The organism is Aquirufa sp. A-Brett2-15D (assembly GCF_054558735.1).
The window spans coordinates 587672-608404 of record NZ_JBSKFT010000002.1 but is presented as its reverse complement, the minus strand read 5'-3'; the positions used below and the strand labels follow the sequence as shown (position 1 = coordinate 608404).

Sequence of the window (20733 nt, the reverse complement as noted above, 5' to 3'; positions counted from 1 at the left end):
ACAAATCTATAATACTCAAAGATAATGAACAAAACGGTTATAATTAGTGGCGGTAGCCAGGGAATTGGTAAAGCTTTGGTAAAAAAATTCATAAAGGAAGGTTTTGCCGTTTTTACCTGTTCTAGAAATAAGGAAAAACTGGATGCACTTTCAGCTGAATTTAATACTACGGCCTTGCATACGTTTGTTGCCGATTTAAGTGTAAAAGCCCAATGTCAAGATTTTGCAGGATGGGTAGTAGGCCAAACAAAATCCATCGACGTACTCATCAATAATGCTGGATTTTTTATGCCAGGACAGATTCAAAATGAGGAGGATGGAGTTTTGGAAAGTCAAATCGAAGCCAATTTATATAGTGCTTACCATCTAACCAGAGCATTTTTGCCTACATTTCAAGCCCAAAAATCAGGGCACATCTTTACCATTTGCTCTACCGCATCCATCACGGCATATACCGCAGGAGGATCTTATTGCATCAGCAAATTTGCCCTGCTAGGCTTCACGAAAGTATTGCGCGAAGAGACAAAAACACAAGGCATAAAAGTGACTGCCATCTTGCCAGGTGCTACTTTAACGCCGGCTTGGGATGGAGTGGAATTGCCTGAATCTCGGTTCATTCCTGCAGATGATGTGGCCTCGACGATTTACGCTGCTTATACGATGAATCCGTCTACGGTTTTGGAAGAAATTCTCATCAGACCACAATTAGGAGATATTGAACTATGACACCCTGGGATAAATATAGCATCTCGGAATTACCTGAAATAGCTTTGAGTTTAATCAGGGAGGCCAAAGACTACCCCAATGTGTGGTTATTCCGAGGCGAAATGGGTGCCGGAAAAACGACATTAATTAAAGAAATTTGCCATCAATTAGGGGTGGCGCAATCGGTCCAAAGCCCTACCTTTTCACTCGTAAACGAATACGTGGATGGCAAAGGAAAACCGATTTATCATTTTGATTTATACCGATTAAAGAACGCACAAGAAGCTTTCGACATCGGATTAGAAGAATATTTGGACTCCGGAAATTTGTGCTTAATCGAATGGCCAGAGCAAGCGGAGGAGTTTTGGACGTTTGAACATGTAGAACTGAACGTTGCTCACGTAGATGACACTCATCGTAAATTAGAAGTGGTATGGCGAAGATATTAGAACACAATCCGTTTCAGGAATTACTTTCTAAACAAGGAATTGCTCCTTTAGAGGCGATGGCCTGGACGAAGCAGAATGCCCAAAGCATCCGCATCAGCCTTCCCAAGGAATCAGACCTTTCCGAAAATCGCATTTCTTTGAGCCCTCAAGCCGTCACTTTATTGACGAACAATGGCCATGAAATTGTGATCGAAAAGGGCGCCGGGGAGAGAGCTGGATTCAGCGATGCCGACTATTTATTAGCTGGGGCGAGCGTGAGCGAGGATGTGGCGATGATTTGGCAGAGTGCCTTAACCTTAAAGATTACACCTCCCACTATCGCAGAAATCGCGCGCATGAAAGAGGGTCAAGCCTTCATTTCGAGTGCGTCCTATCAACATTTATCCTCCGAATTAATCGATTCGATTAATGCCAAAAAGCTACTGGCCATCGGACTCGAATTCGTCGAAGACAATGGCGGCGGCTTTCCTTTCATTAAAATCATGGCGGAAATCGCTGGACAATTGATTTTACCCATTGCAACGGATATCATCCAAAAGAAACAAGGCTTGTTACTAGGTCAAGTTACCGGCGTACCGCCTTGCAAAATGGTGCTCTTAGGTGCAGGACAAGTCGTGGAGCAGGTGGCGCGAGCGGCAGCGAGCGCAGGCATACAATTTCAAGTTTTCGACAAAGATATTTACAAACTTCAACGCCTAAAAGCGTCGCTAGGTTTCCCCATCGTCACACAAGTGATTGACTCAGAAAACCTAGCCAAAGCCCTACAAGAAGCCCAAATCATCGTAGGCGCACTTCGATCAGATACCGGCATTACACCGTGTATTGTAACGGAAGAGATGGTCAGTAAACTGAATCCTGGTACCTTGATTTTGGATGTTTGCATCGACCAAGGAGGCTGTTTTGAGACTACCGAGGCATGCACCATTCAAAAGCCTACCTTCGAAAAATACGGCGTCACGCACTATTGCGTACCTAATATTCCTTCCCTAGTAGCCCATACATCTAGCTTAGCTATGAGCAACCTGATGACTTCCTTTATCTTGAAGGCGGGAAAGACCGGGGGTGTGGAGGAAATGCTTTGGCAGGGAAAATCCTTCATGAAAGGTGTATTCTGCTACAAAGGCTTCGTCACGCAAGCCAGCACAGGAAAATTATTCCATAAAGTCGTAAAAGACATCCAATTATTATTACTAAGTAAGAGTTAAAATTATGATCGAAGATTACACCGCCCTATCCAATGCCCCTAATTCCCCCGATTTAAATGGGAAATATTTAGGACTTATCTCGTCAGACTTCATCAAAGTCTCAGATGCCTTGAAAGAAGCATCCTACCAAATCAAAAAGCGTGGCTTCTCTGATTTTCCCATCTTCGTCACCTCACAACGCCCCATCGAAATAGGTCAAAAACTGATAGGTGTCGCAGAATTGAACGAAAACAAATGGAACTACCACGCTTCGATGATGGAAGAATTCGTCCAACGCAAACTCATTGCAGAGGAAAATATGGAGCTTTTTGTCCAAAACTTTAGAGACATCGAAGAATACGCCTGCCTTTTCGTGGTGGATGGACAGTTTACCAATTTTGTGTTTATTCCTTTTCCGGAAGACAAATAACAAAGAGCAAAGTTCAAAGAGCAAAGAGCAAAGTTCAAAGAGCAAAGAGCAAAGACCAAAGAGCAACGTGGATGAAAATCTATATTAGTCTTGATTCTTTTGATTCAAGGTGATAATAGTGCGACCTAAAATTTTAAGAATCTCCTCTAATTCGTCTAATAATTTATTCCCTTCCTCGATTTGAATTAAGTCAGATGCAATGAGCAATTTCAACCAATAGCGGGTTTCTCTTGCTTCTTTGTATGAAATTGAAATTTTATAATGAAAATCTTTCTTTGAAAAGCCTCCGATAGCTTATTCTAAATTTGCCCCTATGGATGTGCTCGATTTTAAGAGCTGTTTAGACAAAACAAACTCCCTTTTTTCATTTGAAAGCCTTATGCAAATTGGTATTAAATGTAAAGAAAATTGAAAAGCCTTTTCTTGAACAATATTGGAGTAAGTCATAGTGGTGTTTTTTGTAAAACTACACCAGTAACCTTTGGGAACACACTAAATAACTGATAACACTTATCAACTTATTGATTAAAATCCATTTTTGAACTTTGCTATTTGCTATTTGCTATTTGAACTTTGGTCTTTGAACTTCGAAAAAGGATGAAAATCCTGCACCATCTGCGTCAAATACGCCCGATCCAAGTGCGTATAAATCTCCGTCGTTAAGATCGATTCATGACCTAACATCTCTTGAACAGCTCGAAGATCTGCGCCACCTTCAATTAAATGGGTGGCAAAAGAGTGGCGAAACGTATGTGGACTGATGACTTTCGTTATCCCGGCTTTCGCAGCTAGGTCTTTGCAAATCAAGAAAACCATTACACGACTTAGGCCAGATCCTCTCCTGTTTAAGAATATAATATGCGTCGAATCTTTCTTGACGGGAACGGAGGGTCGAATAGATTCCAAATACAAATTTAAATATTTGAAGGCATCGCGGCCAGCTGGAACCAGACGTTCTTTATCTCCTTTTCCACGCACTTTAATGAAGCCCTGGTCTTCATAAATATCGTCTCTTTTTAGGCCAATTAATTCTGATACACGTAACCCCGCGCCATATAAAAATTCCAACATCGCGCGATTGCGAACGCCCTCCGGACTAGACAGATCAGCTTGATCGAGTATGGCTGTGATTTCGTCAAAAGAAAGTGTGTCTGGAAGTTTGCGACCCATTTGGGGATTCTTTACGTGAATCGTAGGGTCTACTTTTAATGTCCCGTCAAAGACAAGAAATTGAAAAAAGGCCCGAATTCCAGATAAGGTTCTAGATTGGGTGCTGGCTTCTACCCCTAAGGCATGTAAATCTTTTAAAAATGCCAATAGGTGAGATTCCTCGACTTTGTCTATGGTTATTGGATTAGCTGATAAATAGGATGCTAACTTATGAATATCCCGCAAATAGGCTTCGTGGGAATGTTTTGACAAACCCCGTTCTATTTTCAAGTAATCACCAAAAGCCTGGATTTCTACATCCCACATCGACATTTTATCTTTAGAATCCCGTAAATTTAAAGTAATTACGTATTTTTACACCGCATGTACCTTTTTAAATATGGTAAGAAAGAAAATATTGATCCTGAATGGCCCTAATTTAAATTTATTAGGCACGCGTGAACCTGAAATTTATGGAGCACAGACTTTCGAACAGTTTTTGGAAATCTTACAAGATAAATTTGGCGAGCAATTAGACATCTCCTATTTTCAATCGAATGAAGAGGGAGTTCTTATTAATAAATTACACGAAGTGGGATTCAGCTACGATGGTATTTTATTCAATGCGGGCGGATATACTCACACTTCGGTGGCTTTGGGTGATGCCGTTGCGGCAATAAAAACTCCAGTTATTGAAATTCATATTTCAAATGTGCACGCCAGAGAAGATTTTCGTCACCACAGCTATTTAAGTCCTAAAGCAAAAGGAATCATCGTTGGTTTAGGCCTTCGTGGTTATGAATTAGGTCTTTATTCCTTTCTATAACCCATGTTATCTTTCTACCCTGGTCCTTCTAAGGTACACCCAGAGGCCCTTGGATACATTCAAGAGGCTTTTAAGCAGGGGATTGTCAGCATCAATCACAGAAGTGCGCAGTTCGAGGAATTGCTAGAAGCTACGTTTCTGGAGCTCCATGCTAAATGGAATATCCCGGCTGATTATAGCATTTATTTCGTTTCATCGGCGACGGAAGCTTGGGAGATTGTGACGCAATCTTTGGTCAGAAAAAAATCAATTCATCTATTTAATGGGGCTTTTGGTAAGAAATGGGCGAATTATGCAAAGTCCGTTGCGGAATGTCACGAGTTTTCTATAGGCCAAAGCCTTGCCGAAGTTAGCCTCCAACTAGGGCCCATCACAGGCGACACCTTGTGTTTAGTCCAAAGTGAAACTTCTAATGGAACCGGCCAGCAAATACGCCGCGCGGATTTTCAATTAGCCGAAGACGCCATTGTAGCCGTCGATGCCACTTCTTCCATGGGAGGCATCGAATTACCGTGGTTAGAAGCGGATGTTTGGCTGGCTTCCGTACAAAAATGTATGGGAATTCCAGCAGGAATGGGTCTGATGATCTGTTCGCCTAAAGCTTTGAACAGGGCGAAAGAACTCGCACGAGCAACCCATTATAATGATTTATTGTTCATAGAAGAGAATAGACGCGTATTTCAGACGCAAATGACGCCTAATGTGTTGAGCATTTATTTAATTTATCGTCTAACTCAGCAGTTGCCTTCTTTATCAGAAACACATCTAGCCACTTTGACAAAAATGAAAATATGGACTGATTTTTGGGACCAACAAAACGATTTTTCTTATTTAATCGAACGGGACGAATTGCGATTGCCTACGGTTTTAGCCCTGAAAGGTCCCGCAGAAAAGATTCAGGCCTTGCATGCCCACTGTCAAGTGAAAGGCATCGAATTAGGCAAAGGATATGGCGAATGGAAAAATACGACGTTCCGAATCGCAAATTTTCCAGCCCACACGAAAGAAGATATTGAAACACTCATCAACCACATAAAAAATGAACTTTAATTATAAAGAAATTCTTTCGGCCTCTTTGATCCTATTTTCTGTTATTGATATTTTAGGATCCATCCCTATCATCATCGATTTGAGAAAAAAGAATGGCGACATTCATGCCATGCAAGCCACTTTAGCGTCTGGTATCATCATGGTTGGATTCTTTTACGCCGGAAAATTCATCTTGCACTTACTGGGTGTAGACACGAATTCCTTTGCGATGGCAGGTGCCTTAATCATTTTCCTCATCGGTATGGAAATGACCTTGGGAAGGAGCATCTTTAAGAGTGAGGAAATTGAAACAAATACCCATTCCATTGTTCCATTAGCCTTTCCTATCATTGCTGGTGCGGGAACAATGACCACTTTGATTTCCTTGAAATCACAGTTTGAAGAGGGAAATATCATCATCAGTATCTTTATTAATCTTATTTTCATCTACCTCGTATTGCGATCAAGTGTTTGGATTGAGAAGAAATTAGGTAGTGCGGGGACACAGATTTTGCGCAAAATATTTGGAGTTATATTGATTGCCATTGCGATCAAGATCTTTAAATCCCGTTTGATCTAGATGGCCAAAAAACAAAAATATTATGTGATTTGGGCAGGTCATCAGACCGGTATCTTTGATTCTTGGGCAGAGACCGAAAAGCATATAAAAGGTTATGCTGGCGCACAATACAAAGCTTTTGAGTCCAAATCAGAGGCAGAGTCAGCTTCTAAAAAGAATTATTGGGCAAGTGTAAGCCCTGCTTCGAAGGCCAAAGCCCCTCGGCTACATGTGGCTAAATTCATCGTTCCGAGTATATCAGTCGATGCGGCATGTGCAGGAAATCCAGGCGTATTAGAATACCAAGGTGTTAATACAGAGACAAAAGAGATATTATTTGCCCGCGGCCCTTTCCCAGAAGGAACAGTGAACCTCGGTGAATTCTTAGCCATCGTGCACGGGCTTGCCTATCTGAAAAAATTAGATTGCCCCTACCCTTTGTATTCTGATTCTCGAACGGCCATCGCCTGGGTTCGAAATCGGGCTATTAAGACAAATCTAGAACGTCACGCAGGTACAGAAGAACTATTTAAGATGGTGGATAACGCCATCGCTTGGTTAAAAAGCAATCACTATTCCACGAAAGTGTTGAAGTGGGAAACGGAAGATTGGGGTGAAAATCCGGCAGATTATGGCCGAAAATAGATCCCTTTTCGAGTTCAAGCAATTCGAGCTTAGTCACGGAAATCCGGGATTGAAAATTAGCACGGAAGCTTGCCTGTTCGGTGCTTGGACATCCTTACAAGCACGTGGTTTATGCCTAGATATCGGAACAGGATGTGGACTTTTGGCCACGATGATGGTTCAAGCGAACCCGAAAATACAAGTAAAAGCACTCGAAATACATCTTGAGGTAGCTTTATTAGCCGCAGAAAACTTCGAAAAAAGTCCCTTCAAAGAACGCCTTCAAGTCATCCAAACAGACGTTAACACCTATAGTCCAGATGTAAAATTCGATTTCATCTGCTCTAACCCACCCTTTTTTACAAATCATTTAGCGTCAACAGATCCAGCTAAGCACATGGCGATTCATTCGGATCATTTGAGTCCAGCTGATTTAGTGGCCTCGATTGATCGATTGCTGGCAGAGGAAGGAGAATTTGCGGTATTATATCCTGAAGATGTTTTGGCACAATTCGAAAAAACACTCCAATCAAAAGGCCTATATTTCAACGAAAAAGTAAAGATTCATTCGAATCCAGACAGCCCAGTTTTACGCGTAATGGCGTGCGGATCAAGGAAAGAAAAGCTAACCGAGGAACGCAGGCTACATATTAAAACCGAACAAGGCGACTATAGCCCGGAATTCATTGAATTATTAAGACCTTATTATATCATCTTTCCTTCATAATTATTTTGTATTTTTGCTCGTATGTTACAACTATCCATCGTAGTACCTCTTTATAACGAAGCCGAATCGCTTCCAGAACTATGTTCTTGGATCGACCGCGTCATGAAAGAAAATGCTTTTTCTTACGAGATGATATTCGTGAACGATGGTAGTAACGACAATTCTTGGGAGGTATTGAAGCAATTATCCACGCAATACAGCAGCCTTTTAGCTATTTCTTTTGCTCGCAATTACGGCAAATCAGCTGCGCTTCACGAAGGATTCAGTAAGGCATCTGGCCAAGTAGTCATCACTATGGATGCTGATTTACAAGATTCCCCGGATGAAATTCCGGAATTATATCGATTGATTACAGAAGAAAATTATGATTTAGTTTCGGGCTGGAAACAAAAACGCTTTGACCCTATTTCGAAGACAATTCCTACGAAGTTATACAATGCGGCGACGCGTAAACTGTCTGGAGTCAAGTTGAATGACTTCAATTGTGGACTGAAAGCCTATAAAATCGAGGTGGTGAAAACCCTAAGATTATATGGTGAAATGCACCGCTATATTCCGGTTCAAGCGAAATGGAATGGATTCACGAAGATAGGCGAAAAGGTGGTTCAGCACCAAGCGCGCAAGTATGGTGTGACGAAATTCGGCTTAGAACGATTCTTGTTTGGATTTTTAGATCTATTATCGATCTCGTTTGTGCAGATTTTTGGAAAGCGCCCCATGCACCTTTTTGGTAGCCTAGGTATCTTGTCATTTTTGACTGGATCTGCCTTAACTATTTATCTAATGGCTGTTAAAATTTATAACATAGCTTATAATTTAAAATACCGAAACGTCACGGATAACCCACTCTTTTTCTTGGCTTTAGTGGCCATTATTTTAGGGGTTCAATTATTTTTAGCTGGATTCATTGGTGAATTATTAATCACTAATTCGGATAAAACGACGAATTACCAAATCAAGGAAGAAATATCCTAATTATGCCAAACAATGATCTGAGCTGGCTTTCTCGTTCCGAATTATTAATCGGTTCGGAGGGAATCCAGAAATTACAAAAAGCACATGTTTTAGTGGTCGGTTTAGGGGGCGTAGGCTCTTTTGCCGCAGAATTCATCGCCCGTTCTGGCGTAGGAACGATGACCATCGTGGATGGCGATGTGGTGGATCCTACGAATCGAAACCGACAATTACCCGCTTTAGCGACGAACCATGGAATTTCAAAAGCCCAAATCATGGCCGAACGCCTACTAGCCATTAATCCAGCGCTTAATTTATCCGTGGTAGAGCAATTTTTAAGTCCAGAAGAGGCTAAAAAACTCCTAGAAACTACCAAGTTCGACTATGTGATGGACTGCATCGACTCGGTGACTCCTAAAATTACCTTATTAAAAACGGCCTATGACCTCGGTTTTAAAATAGCCAGCTCCATGGGTGCCGGGGGGAAAATGGATCCTACTAAAATCAGAACGGCTGATTTATTTGATACACGAGATTGTTATTTAGCGTCTTTAGTGCGCAAAAGAATACGCAAAATGGGAGTAGGAAAAGGGATTAAAGCGGTTTTCTCTTTGGAAAAAGTCAAAGACGAATCCTTAATCCTAACCGATGGAAGCAATTACAAAAAATCAGCTTACGGAACTATTTCTTATCTTCCTGCGGCATTTGGTGGGGTAGTCGCCTCCATCGTCATCAGAGACCTGTTAGACGAACCCATTCCGATGGAAAAGAAGCTTAAATTACCCAAAATAAAATGATCAAAATAGGCGTCATTAATGTGTCCGATCGCGCCAGCGCAGGAATCTACGAAGATATTCCCGGCAAAGCCGTGGTCGAATTATTAAAGGAATATTTGGAATCTGAATTCGACGTAGTCTACGCCGTTGTACCGGACGAACAAGATCAACTTGAGGCGAAGATGATCGAAATGTCTAAAGAAGTTTGCCTATTAGTAACCACCGGCGGCACGGGCCCTGCCTTACGCGATGTAACTCCAGAAGCAACAGAAGCAGTTTGCCAAAAAATGATGCCCGGCTTCGGCGAACTCATGCGCTCCGTAAGCCTGCAATATGTTCCTACAGCCATTCTTAGCCGCCAAACAGCGGGTATAAGAAATCAAACATTAATTTTAAACCTTCCCGGAAAACCGAAGGCCATCAGACAATGCCTAGAGGCTGTTTTCCCAGCGATCCCTTATTGCATTGACTTGATTGGTGGACCTTACTTGGTATGTAGGGAGGGAAATATGAAGGCTTTTAGGCCAAAATAGCCCGCAGGGCTATTTTCAAAGTTCAAATTGCAAAGTTCAAGGTTCAAATTTGGTCTTTGAAATAAATGGTGAATGATGAATGGTAAATGATGAATGATTATTTACCACTTACCATTCACCATTAAATTTCATTTTCAAGCAACATCTCATAAACCTTCTCCGTCACCTCACCCCTATTCCCATCCCCAATCTGCTTTCCATCGATCGAATAAATAGGTAAGACGCGCTTGGTGGAACCTGTCGTAAAGACCTCATCGGCATTCATAAAATCCTCCAGCGTACTATGACCGACGCGAACTTCGTAAACCGAAGAGGCTAAAGCAATCACCTTTTTACGCGTGACCCCTTCTAAAATATGATCAGCTGGGGTATGAATGACTCCGTCTTTGACAAAAAACAAATTACTGCGGGACGATTCTGAAACCCCAAATTCAGGCGTATGGTAAATCAAATCATCACCACCTGCTGCACGAACCGAAGGCATTTCACGTAAAGCGAAAGCATAATTCAGCGATTTGATGTCCGCCATTTCGCGATAGTATTCGCGACTCATTAAACGCAACCCAGCGGTAGGCTCGGCAAACGAGAAGACGCCGGGGAAAATGTATAACTCGGAATCTCCGGATGGATCGAAGCCGTTTGGACTAAAACCTGCGGTTAAAACCAATTTCACTCCTAAGCAAGGATCGACAGATTGCGCCGCGATCTCGTGGATTAAAGAGCCTAAATGCTCTTTTGTATATGAATGAGTCAAACCCATTTTCGCTGCAGAACTCAAAAAGCGATCTAAATGATCCGACATAAAGATGGGCTTGCCATCCATGATGCGGAAGAAATCGAAAATGCCGAAACCACGTAGAAAACCCACATCCTTTATGGATACAGTCACCTTCTCGGGGTCTTGCCACGCGCCTTTATAATAAATGGGATAGGCCATTTTCTTGTAGTTTATGAACTAAATGAATCGTTTCTTTAGCCTCCTTCACATCGTGCACTCGTAAAATCGACGCGCCCCGCAACAAAGCTACCGTATGTAAAACGGTACTGCCATTTAAGGCTTCATCAGCAGTAATACCTAATTCTTTCCAGATCATTGTCTTTCTTGACAGACCAGCTAATATGGGTGCGCCTAGCAACTTAAATGCTCTTAATTGAGCTAGCAAAGCATAATTATGATCAAGCGATTTAGAAAAGCCAAAACCAGGGTCAACAATCAAATCTTTGAAACCTCGGGAACGAAGTTCCTGAACTTTGGGCAATAAATTATATAAAACTTCCGCAATCACATTTTGATAATCGGGCACCTCATGCACATTTTCAAAACGTCCCACGCTATGACTCAAAATATAGGGAATCTGATTTTCGACAATGTAATCGAAAACGCCTTCGTCCATTTGGCCTGCGCCTATATCATTAAACAGATGAGCGCCAGCCGCTAAAGCCGCATGAGCCACCGCCACGCGATACGTATCGATAGAAATAATCACAGAAGGAAATGCAGAGGCAATCGCAGAAATAATCGGACAAACCCGATCAATTTCCTCTTGTAAACTCACCGGAGCAGCTCCAGGTCTTGTGGAATGCCCACCAATATCCAAAATCAAAGCGCCTTCAGAGATCATGGATGAAGCCTGCTCTAAAGCTAATTCAACAGAAGTAAAGCGACTTCCTTCGTAAAAAGAATCCGGGGTGATATTCAAAATACCCATGATTTTAGGCGCAGAAAAATCAATCAATTGCCCATTTAAACGGATTGTTTGACTTGTGGAAAAAAGAGCGTCCAAATCGAGTGAATTTTAGGATAATTTAAATAATTTTGTAGGCTATAAAAACGTGAGCATCGTCTAAAAACTGATTCTATGAATAGGGACTCAACGCCTTCCCAAACCGAAATCGAATATCGCCAAGTAATTTCATACTGCAAAGCCTTGTTTGATAAAAAAAACAAAGATTACGGTACTTCATGGAGAATTTTACGACTTTCTAGCCTAACGGATCAAATCTTCATTAAAGCTCAGCGTATTCGCAGCATCCAGGAAAAAGGAAGCCAAAAAATCGCGGATGGAATCGAAGGCGAGTTCATTGGGATTATTAATTACTGCATCATTGCTTTAATTCAAAAATCATTAGAAAATTCGGATCAGATGGAGTTCGCTCCAGAAGAGTTGAGTGGCTTTTACGATCAGCAAGTGGAAATTACGTTGGAATTATTAAGAAATAAAAACCATGATTACGGCGAGGCTTGGCGTGATATGCGGATTAGTAGTATGACGGATCTGATTTTAATGAAGATTTTCCGCACTAAGCAAATTGAAAATAATGATGGGGTAACACTCGTTTCTGAAGGAGTAGAGGCGAATTATCAAGATATGTTGAATTATGCCGTCTTCTGTTTAATCACTTTGAAGGGGGAGCAACAACAGCAACAACAGCAATAATGACCAAAATCGCAAAGATTTTATTGGTAAGCATTTTCATCTTTTCGGGTCTCATTAAATTGAATGACCCGATCGGAACCCAGCTAAAGCTAGAAGAATACTTCGAAGTGTTCTCGGTGGACTTTGCTTTTATGGCCGGTTTTTGGAAATTCTGGATTCCGTATGCACTAATCTTATCAATCCTTTTAAGTAGCTTAGAAATTGTATTGGCGGTGGCTTTAGCACTTAATTACCGAGTTAAACAGACCTTATATGCCTTCATAGGGATTTTAGCCTTCTTCGGATTCCTAACTTTCTATTCAGCCTATTTTAATAAGGTAACGGATTGTGGATGCTTTGGAGAAACAATCAAATTAACGCCCTGGACTTCTTTCTTTAAAGACATTTTCTTAATCGCATTAACGGTAATCATCCTCATTTCGAGAAAACCGCAAGATAGAAAAACAGGCAAGTGGGTCCTGATAACATCAGCTCTAAGTATTGCTTTAGGCATATTCTGCTATTTTCACCTACCTATTAGCGATGGTTTGCCCTACGCGATAGGGGATCACATTCCTACTAATATGAAGGAACGCGAACCATTGAAGTTTACCTATGTCTATAAAATCAAAGGGGTCGAAACGGAATTAAGTGAGATGCCTACGGATACGACGGCGCAATTTATTTCGATGAATGCGACTAACGAAAAAGAGGCTAGACCTTTGATTACCGACTACCAATTGTGGGCAGAGGGTGATACGACTAATTACACGCAAGAAAGCTTTAAAGGGGCTAAATTGATGGTGATTATCCCTAACGTTCACCATATGAATGAAGGGGCACTACCTCAAATTGAACAGCTAACTAAGGGATTGAAAAATATCACCGTTTGGCTTGTTTCTGCTTCACCGGATGGGGAAGTAAACGCTTTGAGACATAAATACCAGTTAGGATTTCCAGCCTTATCTGCCGATACAAAAATATTAAAAACCATTGTTCGCTCTAGCCCCGGATTGTGGCTAATAAAGGATGGAACGGTGAAAGGAAAATGGTCTTCCTACGCCCTACCCTCTGCGGATGAAATTCAACAAAGCCTAGAATAAAAAGAATGAAGAATATCTATTTAGTAGGAATGCCGTCCTCGGGTAAAAGTACGTTGGGGAAGGAATTAGCAAAGAATATTGGATACTCCTTTATGGACATGGATAAATTGATTGAAACCCGTGAACAAAAGACCGTGTCTGAGATTTTCTCTAATTTAGGTGAGGCACATTTCCGTGAAATAGAAAAAAAGACGCTGAGAGGTTTTCAACCAGATCAATCCATGGTCATCGCGACCGGAGGCGGTGTACCTTGCTTTCATGATAACATGGACTTCATTAAAGAAAACGGGGTGAGCGTATTTTTAAATGTAGATGTGAACGATTTAGCAACTCGCTTATACAAAGCGCAGGGAAATAATCGTCCCTTATTAGATAAGTCCCAAAGCGAGGACGTAGTAATCGCCTCCATCAAAAAAACCTTCAAGGAAAGACTCTCATTTTACCAGCAAGCTGATATTCAAGTTGACGGTGAGATTTCGGTAAGTCAATTGCTTTGGCTTTTAGACCAATACTTACCTGTCTAGAAATAGATCCCTCCACCTAGCATCAATTGCGTAGACGTCATATCTAAAGTAGCGGAACTAAAGTCGGCCGTATTTTTTAGCGTATACGGCGTATAAGCATCTTTCTGCGTCCTACGAATCGCGGTTAAATCGATATAGAAATTAGATTTACGGTATCCTATGCCACCAGAAACCTGGAAAGCATTGCGATCAATCGTGTCATAGCTAGGCGCATATCCACTTCCGTAAAGAGCCGCTCCCGCGCGCAAACTAAACACCGGTGAAACACGAATTTCAGAACCTAATTTGACGTTCAAAGCCCCTTCAAAATTACGGGAAATTTGACCATTGTACTTTGTCTGAAAAGACTGATCAGCGGATCCACCTAATTCAGACGAAGATACCTTCATAGCTCCATAACCCACATATTCTACATCTGCGGTAACAAAACCTTTCTTGGAGAAGAAAAAAGCAAGACCACCTGAAACCTTCAAAGGACTTACAAATTGATACGTAAACTCGTTCGTCGTTAATCGGATCGGATTCACCTTAGTGATCGTAATCGGATTACCAGTTGAACCGATGGTAGGAATGCCGATCACATTCGGAAACAAACGTGCATTATAGGTCTCGTTCATTTGGTCATAATAGGTAGGCGTTTTTAAGGCCAAAGAAAGTCGGAGTGATGGATTCACTTTGTAAATCCCCCCTAAACTAAGGGCAATACCTGATCCTGTCGTCAATAAGGTTTCGGCATATTGAAAACCAGCCACATTTTTCGCTCCTAGATACTCATCTTCCCAAGTCGTGGAAGAACTGGCATTTATTCGAGAAAAGTGCAAAGCAGCACCTAAATAAAATTTATCTTGATAAGATGCCCCATAAGCGAAGTCCCAAGAGGTTAAAGCACCCGAATTAGTGGCAGATCCGTATTGATTCGTGGGCAATAAAGGCTGAAAACGTTCAAATGGTGCTCCGCCCGTCACAGAGTTTGGATTAATTAAATAGGAATGGTAAGCTAATGCCTCTGCTGAGCCAGCTGTTCCGGTATAGGAGTCATATTCATCATCTAAACTAGCTCCTGTAGCCCCTTTATCATTCGCCTTCTCGATGAAGTTGTCTAGCAACGAACTCCGATTATTGGTTCCTGAAATAGTAATAGGCTGAATAAAAATCGCCTGTCGAGAATAACCAAAACCAAAAGACCCATTCCAATCACCTCCACTCAAATTATTACTAGAGATCACCATCCCTAAAGTAGGCACTTGTATCTGACTATCCGATGCTTCATCCGCAGAAGACAAATACATGGATTTAGTCTGAACTCCCGTATAGGCTAGGCTCAAGTTCACCTCAGAACGCGTGTAAAAACCTAAACCGGCTGGATTACCTGAAATGGAACTCAAGTCTGCCCCTAAGGCACTATGAGAACCCCCTAAAGCTTGCATGCGAGCCGTCCCGACAGAATAGCTTGTGGTAAACTGCTTGGCTAAACCTGGATAGGTATAGATTTGGGCCATAGCCTCGCTCAGCGCAAACACGCTGATAAATAATAAAAGAGCTTTTTTCATGATCGTAAATTAACGAGGACCGCGACTAGAACCACCTCCGCCACCACCGGAACTTGAACCTCCACCAGAACTAGGGCTGCTATAAGAAGGTGTTGATGTGGATGTGGATGTCGAATTACCACGTTGCACACCACCGCCATCTGAAGGAGCCGCGCGGTATTCGTAATTCGAATTACGACGCGGTGCTACATAAGGCTGAGCACTCGAACCTGAACTAGCGTTTTGTTGCGTAACAACACGAGGTAAATTATTCCCTTGTGTATTATAAGAATTATTTCCGCCACGAGGAGAATTAGTATAATTTCCACCCGAATTACGGTTGTTAGAACGATCGTCACGCGGACCAAAATTCTTCTTCTCTCTTATATCATTCGTCTGGTATTGACCACTATATCCCGTGTAATTACCTCCTGGTCCATAATAATTATAGTTATTATAGAAGGAGTTGAAGCCGAATGGACTATAAAAAGGGCTGTTGAAATTTCTATAGAAAGGACTGTAGAAAGGATCAAAAAACGGATTAAATGGATCGTTAAATGGACTATAAAATGAATATGGATTAAGAGCAGATACCCCTAAACCGATACCAAACGTCCTAAACGGGTTTCCAAAATAAGAAAAAGACGGATTAAAATAATTAAAAGGAGTATATCGATAACCATAACCTAAATAAGGACTATTAAATAGACCATCTGAAAGACCTTGCTGGTAAGCAGATTGATATAAATTAGGATTTACGCGAGTATAGGATTGCTGAGCTAACCCATCCTCTTCTTCGATGACTTCCACATCTGACTCGTCTAAGTCTTGAAAATCTAAGTATTTCTTATCTTTAGCGGCTTTAGCTGCCTGAACTTTGGCCACCTGAACACTACGATTCGCTTCATCATACAAATCATCTGTGACATAGGAAGATGTTGTCACATTCACGCAACTGGTGAGGATTCCGAATCCTACAAGCAGTAAATAAGCAAAGGATTGATTTTTCATGGTTTTTAGCGGATGATGTCAAATAAAAGCTTAACAAAACGTATCTTTGTATCGTTCCACTTTTCAAGTGTAAAGTAAACGAAAAAATGGACACTACATTACGATTTTAACAATATTTATGAGTAAATCCCTACCGAGCCGCGCAGAAAATTATTCCGAGTGGTATAACGAATTAGTTAAGAGAGCAGATTTAGCGGAAAATTCCGCAGTTCGAGGCTGTATGATTATTAAACCTTATGGCTATTCCATTTGGGAAAAAATGCAACGTGCCTTAGATGATATGTTCAAAGAAACAGGCCACTCGAATGCCTATTTCCCCCTTTTTATCCCTAAATCTTTCCTTTCGAAGGAGGCTTCTCACGTAGAGGGTTTTGCCAAAGAATGTGCAGTAGTAACACATTACCGACTAAAAAATGATCCGAATGGCGGTGGAGTTATCGTCGATCCAGACGCGAAATTAGAAGAAGAATTAATTGTGAGACCTACGTCGGAAACGGTGATTTGGTCCTCCTATAAAAACTGGATTCAATCCTACCGCGATTTGCCTTTGTTGATTAATCAATGGGCAAACGTAGTCAGATGGGAAATGCGTACGCGTTTATTCTTGCGTACCGCAGAATTCCTGTGGCAAGAAGGCCATACGGCACACGCAACGAAGCAAGAGGCGATCGAGGAGACAGAACAAATGCTAGAGGTGTATGCGGAATTTGCAGAGACTTTTATGGCGATGCCGGTATTGAAGGGAATTAAAACGGCGAACGAGCGTTTTGCGGGAGCGGATGAAACCTATTGCATCGAAGCGATGATGCAAGATGGAAAGGCACTTCAGGCAGGTACGTCGCACTTTTTAGGCCAAAACTTCGCTAAAGCCTTTGACGTTAAATTCGTCAACAAGGAAAACCAATTGGATTATGTGTGGGGAACCTCTTGGGGTGTTTCCACCCGTTTAGTGGGTGCCTTAATTATGGCGCACTCGGATGATCAAGGTTTGGTTTTACCTCCTAAATTAGCGCCGATTCAAGTGGTGATAGTTCCCATCTATAAAGGGGATGAACAATTAGAAAATATTAAAGCACGCATTAATCCCTTAGTGAAGGCTTTGAAAAAGCGCGGTGTTTCCGTGAAATTTGATTTCAGTGAAAACCAAAGTCCTGGATTTAAATTCGCAGAATACGAATTGAAGGGTGTTCCAATTAGATTAGCAATTGGAAACCGCGATATGGAAAATGGCACGATCGAATTAGCTCGTCGTGATACGCGAGAGAAGACAAGCATGTCGTTTGAGGGAATTGAAGACGTGGTGGTGGATACCTTAGAAGACATCCAAAAAAGCATCTATCAAAAAGCGTTTGATTTCAGAGCAGCAAATACCTTCGAAGTGAATAGCTGGGAAGAATTTACGACTAAGATTGAAGAGGGAGGATTCCTTTCTGCGCATTGGGATGGCTCATCTGAGACAGAAGAAAAAATCAAAGATTTAACAAAGGCGACTATTCGCTGCATTCCTCTTAATACTAAAGAAGAAGCTGGAAAATGTATCCTAACGGGAGCACCTTCTAGCCGCAGAGTTATCTTTGCGCGCGCCTACTAGGCCACGATTTTTTTCAAGACTTCTACTACCCGATCGATCTCCGTTCGGGTATTATTTTTGCTAAACGAAAAGCGAACCGCTGCGCCAGTTGCCGTCGGATTCAAGGCTGTTAATACGTGAGATCCCACTGAAGTACCACTCGAACAGGCGCTACCACCTGAAGCAGAAATCTTCTCGATATCGAGTTGAAATAACAGCATATCACCATCGGCTACCGATGGAAAACGCACATTTAATACCGTGTATAAACTATTATCTACATCCCCAGAGGCTCCGTTGAAGGAAATGCCGGGGAATTGTTTTTGTAATCCTTCTATGAAATAGGCTTTTAATCCTTTGATATAGGCTTCGTGTTCGTCCATGGAAGCATAGGCTAATTCCAACGCTTTGGCGATACCCACCATTCCGTATACATTTTCCGTTCCTCCACGTTGGTTACGCTCTTGCGCTCCGCCGTGCATTAATGGACTGAATTTAGAACCTGCTTTCGCATACAAGAAACCGACACCCTTAGGGCCGTGAAACTTGTGGGCAGCGCCCACCATGAAATCGACTTTGAGAGCCGACACATCGTGCTTGTAATGGCCCATGGTTTGGACTGTATCCGAATGAAATAAAGCCCCGTATTGCTCGCAAAGGTCTCCCACCGCGTTCAAGTCTAAGAGATTTCCGATTTCATTATTACCCTGCATTAAACTCACGATCGCCTGCTCAGAAGAAGCTAATAATTCTTCCAAATGTGCTAAATCAATCGATCCATCGGCATTCACGCGAACTAATTTCAATTCCGCCAAACCCAATTTTGCCCAAGCCTCCGCCGCATGTAAAACCGCGTGATGTTCTACAGGCGAAGTGATAATTACCTTGCATCCTCCATGCAAAACTGCCGATTGCAAAACCGTATTATCAGCCTCTGTACCTCCTGACGTAAAGAAAATCTCCGATGGAGAGGCATGCAATAATGACGCAATTGTCTTGCGCGCCTTTTCTACGGCCACCTTCGCTTGACGACCGTGGGAGTGAATTGACGACGGATTTGCCGTGAAATTCTCGAAATAAGGCTGCATTTCAGCATAAACCGCTGGATCCACCGGAGTGGTTGCCGCATTATCTAAATAAATTGGTGTTATATCTGCCATCTACCCTTTCGCGATCTCAGAGATCACGTCTATAATTTGTTGTGCAAGTGTATCTGCTTCAGCCTCCGAAGATGCCTCCGCGTAAATTCGAATGATAGGCTCCGTGTTCGATTTGCGTAAATGAACCCAGCGATCTGGGAAGTCAATTTTCACGCCATCGATCGTGTTTACTTTCTCCTCCTTGTATTTTTCAGCGACCGTCGCTAGAATTAAATCTACGTTCAGGTCAGTGGATAATTCAATCTTGTTTTTAGAAATCACATACGCCGGATAGCTCGCACGCAATTCAGAGGCTTTGATGCCTTTGTTTGCCAAATGCGTCAAGAACAAACCGATTCCCACTAGGGAATCACGTCCGTAATGCGACTCTGGGAAGATCACGCCTCCATTTCCTTCGCCACCGATGATCGCGTTCACCGACTTCATCTGAGTCACCACGTTAACCTCACCTACTGCAGCCGCGAAATATTCGCCACCCGCTTTACGCGTTACATCGGCTAAAGCACGCGTAGAGGAAAGGTTTGAAACGGTATTGCCTGGTTTCACAGAAAGCACGTAATCCGCTACTGCCACAAGCGTATATTCTTCACCAAATGGTGTTCCATCCTCCGAAACAAAGCAAAGACGATCCACATCGGGATCCACCACAATACCTAAATCATAATTTCCAGCCTTCATTTTCGAGATCATCTCCGTCAAATTCTCCGGAAGTGGTTCTGGATTGTGGCCAAAATGTCCCGTCGCTTCTCCAAAAATCACGTCCACCTGCTCAACGCCTAAAGCCTTCAATAACATAGGAACCACGATTCCTCCGGTCGAATTCACTGCATCCACTAAGACACGGAAGTTCGCTTTTGCGATCAAAGGCTGATCCACCCAACTTAAACCCAACACATGATCGACGTGTTGCGCTAAAAAGCTATCGTCTTGGGTTAATTTTCCTAATTTCATCACGTCCGCAAAATCGAAATCTTGATTTTCTGCGATCGTTAATAAGTCCTTTCCATCCTGATCCGAGATAAATTCTCCACGATCGTTCAATAATTTCAAGGCATTCCATTGCGCTGGATTGTGGCTAGCGGTGATAATAATTCCACCTGCTGCTTTCGTCCAAGGCACCGCTAATTCTACTGTTGGAGTTGTGGAAAGTCCAATATCTAACACATCCCAGCCTAAACCGATCAACGTATTAGCCACTAAGGAACTAACCATCTCACCGGAGATACGCGCATCGCGACCGAGCACGATCGAATTCGATGGATGACCCACTTTTTTCAGCCAAGTGCCATAAGCCGCGGCGAAAGTTACCACGTCCAGAGGACTTAAACCCTCACCCGGTTTTCCACCGATGGTACCACGTATGCCAGAGATTGATTTGATTAATGCCAAAACAAAAAAGAATTAGAATGAATAGATGATCAAAATTAAAGAAAATATCCCTATTTTTCGATGAAAATTTAGCTAAACCTAACAG

At 42.2% G+C, this 20733-nt stretch carries 23 protein-coding genes and 1 pseudogene; 16 read left to right on the top strand and 8 right to left on the bottom strand.

The window, feature by feature from the left end:
- Positions 1-24: 24 nt before the first annotated feature.
- Genes ACST14_RS07985 through ACST14_RS07970 form a run of 4 tightly spaced genes read left to right on the top strand, consistent with a single transcriptional unit; the run spans position 25 to position 2768 of the window.
- The gene (locus ACST14_RS07985; RefSeq protein WP_459462355.1) at positions 25-726 is read left to right on the top strand and encodes an SDR family oxidoreductase; all 702 of its coding nucleotides are present in this window, start codon (positions 25-27) and stop codon (positions 724-726) included.
- The gene (tsaE, locus tag ACST14_RS07980; RefSeq protein ID WP_459462353.1) at positions 723-1154 is read left to right on the top strand and encodes a tRNA (adenosine(37)-N6)-threonylcarbamoyltransferase complex ATPase subunit type 1 TsaE; all 432 of its coding nucleotides are present in this window, start codon (positions 723-725) and stop codon (positions 1152-1154) included. Before ACST14_RS07985 ends, tsaE begins: the two co-directional genes overlap by 4 nt.
- A complete protein-coding gene (locus tag ACST14_RS07975; RefSeq protein WP_459462351.1) occupies positions 1139-2359 on the top strand; it encodes an alanine dehydrogenase in 1221 nt (406 codons plus the stop codon). The genes tsaE and ACST14_RS07975 overlap by 16 nt, the downstream gene beginning before the upstream one ends.
- A 4-nt stretch (positions 2360-2363) precedes the next feature.
- On the top strand, positions 2364-2768 hold the full coding sequence (locus ACST14_RS07970; protein ID WP_459462349.1) for a hypothetical protein: 405 nt from the start codon (positions 2364-2366) through the stop codon (positions 2766-2768).
- A gap of 84 nt (positions 2769-2852) precedes the next feature.
- Here ACST14_RS07970 and ACST14_RS07965 read toward each other — a convergent pair.
- Together ACST14_RS07965 and xerD are read right to left on the bottom strand one after the other, a co-directional pair.
- Positions 2853-3215 (bottom strand): annotated as a pseudogene (locus tag ACST14_RS07965) (four helix bundle protein).
- A 108-nt stretch (positions 3216-3323) separates the two neighbouring features.
- Complete coding sequence (gene xerD / locus ACST14_RS07960) at positions 3324-4244, bottom strand: site-specific tyrosine recombinase XerD (protein ID WP_459462347.1); 921 nt, start codon at positions 4242-4244, stop codon at positions 3324-3326.
- 73 nt (positions 4245-4317) lie between these two features.
- Here xerD and aroQ point away from each other — a divergent pair, with 73 nt between their 5' ends.
- Genes aroQ through mog form a run of 8 tightly spaced genes read left to right on the top strand, consistent with a single transcriptional unit; the run spans position 4318 to position 9945 of the window.
- Positions 4318-4743: a type II 3-dehydroquinate dehydratase gene (gene aroQ / locus ACST14_RS07955; RefSeq protein WP_459462345.1), complete on the top strand. Its 426-nt coding sequence runs from the start codon at positions 4318-4320 to the stop codon at positions 4741-4743.
- Positions 4744-4746: 3 nt separating this feature from the next.
- A complete protein-coding gene (locus tag ACST14_RS07950) occupies positions 4747-5793 on the top strand; it encodes an aminotransferase class V-fold PLP-dependent enzyme (protein ID WP_459462343.1) in 1047 nt (348 codons plus the stop codon).
- The gene (locus ACST14_RS07945; RefSeq protein WP_459462341.1) at positions 5783-6352 is read left to right on the top strand and encodes a MarC family protein; all 570 of its coding nucleotides are present in this window, start codon (positions 5783-5785) and stop codon (positions 6350-6352) included. Before ACST14_RS07950 ends, ACST14_RS07945 begins: the two co-directional genes overlap by 11 nt.
- Positions 6353-6976 (top strand): ribonuclease H1 domain-containing protein, encoded by a 624-nt coding sequence (locus ACST14_RS07940; protein WP_459462339.1) that lies wholly within the window; start codon positions 6353-6355, stop codon positions 6974-6976.
- On the top strand, positions 6963-7682 hold the full coding sequence (locus ACST14_RS07935; protein ID WP_459462337.1) for a tRNA1(Val) (adenine(37)-N6)-methyltransferase: 720 nt from the start codon (positions 6963-6965) through the stop codon (positions 7680-7682). The genes ACST14_RS07940 and ACST14_RS07935 overlap by 14 nt, the downstream gene beginning before the upstream one ends.
- A gap of 21 nt (positions 7683-7703) precedes the next feature.
- The gene (locus ACST14_RS07930; protein ID WP_459462335.1) at positions 7704-8657 is read left to right on the top strand and encodes a glycosyltransferase family 2 protein; all 954 of its coding nucleotides are present in this window, start codon (positions 7704-7706) and stop codon (positions 8655-8657) included.
- A gap of 2 nt (positions 8658-8659) precedes the next feature.
- Positions 8660-9433 carry a tRNA threonylcarbamoyladenosine dehydratase gene (locus ACST14_RS07925; RefSeq protein ID WP_459462333.1) on the top strand — a complete coding sequence of 258 codons (774 nt, stop codon included), beginning with the start codon at positions 8660-8662 and terminating at the stop codon, positions 9431-9433.
- Positions 9430-9945, top strand: coding sequence for a molybdopterin adenylyltransferase (gene mog, locus ACST14_RS07920; RefSeq protein WP_459462331.1), 516 nt, complete (start codon positions 9430-9432; stop codon positions 9943-9945). Before ACST14_RS07925 ends, mog begins: the two co-directional genes overlap by 4 nt.
- A 121-nt stretch (positions 9946-10066) precedes the next feature.
- On the opposite strand, the gene ACST14_RS07915 is transcribed toward mog, so the two are convergent.
- Positions 10067-10882 (bottom strand): aminotransferase class IV, encoded by an 816-nt coding sequence (locus tag ACST14_RS07915; protein ID WP_459462329.1) that lies wholly within the window; start codon positions 10880-10882, stop codon positions 10067-10069.
- Positions 10860-11729: a dihydropteroate synthase gene (gene folP / locus ACST14_RS07910; protein WP_459462328.1), complete on the bottom strand. Its 870-nt coding sequence runs from the start codon at positions 11727-11729 to the stop codon at positions 10860-10862. The genes ACST14_RS07915 and folP overlap by 23 nt, the downstream gene beginning before the upstream one ends.
- A 75-nt stretch (positions 11730-11804) precedes the next feature.
- Here folP and ACST14_RS07905 point away from each other — a divergent pair, with 75 nt between their 5' ends.
- The 3 genes from ACST14_RS07905 to ACST14_RS07895 are packed head-to-tail and all read left to right on the top strand — an operon-like array spanning position 11805 to position 13989.
- The gene (locus ACST14_RS07905; protein ID WP_459462326.1) at positions 11805-12383 is read left to right on the top strand and encodes a DUF1599 domain-containing protein; all 579 of its coding nucleotides are present in this window, start codon (positions 11805-11807) and stop codon (positions 12381-12383) included.
- Complete coding sequence (locus tag ACST14_RS07900; RefSeq protein ID WP_459462324.1) at positions 12383-13465, top strand: BT_3928 family protein; 1083 nt, start codon at positions 12383-12385, stop codon at positions 13463-13465. The genes ACST14_RS07905 and ACST14_RS07900 overlap by 1 nt, the downstream gene beginning before the upstream one ends.
- A gap of 5 nt (positions 13466-13470) precedes the next feature.
- Positions 13471-13989: a shikimate kinase gene (locus ACST14_RS07895; RefSeq protein ID WP_459462322.1), complete on the top strand. Its 519-nt coding sequence runs from the start codon at positions 13471-13473 to the stop codon at positions 13987-13989.
- Here ACST14_RS07895 and ACST14_RS07890 read toward each other — a convergent pair.
- Positions 13986-15539 (bottom strand): hypothetical protein, encoded by a 1554-nt coding sequence (locus ACST14_RS07890; protein WP_459462320.1) that lies wholly within the window; start codon positions 15537-15539, stop codon positions 13986-13988. The genes ACST14_RS07895 and ACST14_RS07890 overlap by 4 nt on opposite strands.
- 9 nt (positions 15540-15548) lie before the next feature.
- The gene (locus ACST14_RS07885; RefSeq protein WP_459462318.1) at positions 15549-16529 is read right to left on the bottom strand and encodes a hypothetical protein; all 981 of its coding nucleotides are present in this window, start codon (positions 16527-16529) and stop codon (positions 15549-15551) included.
- A gap of 118 nt (positions 16530-16647) precedes the next feature.
- Here ACST14_RS07885 and proS point away from each other — a divergent pair, with 118 nt between their 5' ends.
- The gene (gene proS, locus ACST14_RS07880) at positions 16648-18120 is read left to right on the top strand and encodes a proline--tRNA ligase (protein ID WP_459462316.1); all 1473 of its coding nucleotides are present in this window, start codon (positions 16648-16650) and stop codon (positions 18118-18120) included.
- Here proS and ACST14_RS07875 read toward each other — a convergent pair.
- Positions 18117-19259 (bottom strand): cysteine desulfurase family protein, encoded by a 1143-nt coding sequence (locus ACST14_RS07875; RefSeq protein WP_459462314.1) that lies wholly within the window; start codon positions 19257-19259, stop codon positions 18117-18119. The genes proS and ACST14_RS07875 overlap by 4 nt on opposite strands.
- A complete protein-coding gene (gene glmM, locus ACST14_RS07870; protein ID WP_459462312.1) occupies positions 19260-20648 on the bottom strand; it encodes a phosphoglucosamine mutase in 1389 nt (462 codons plus the stop codon).
- Between the last annotated feature and the right edge of the window lie 85 nt (positions 20649-20733).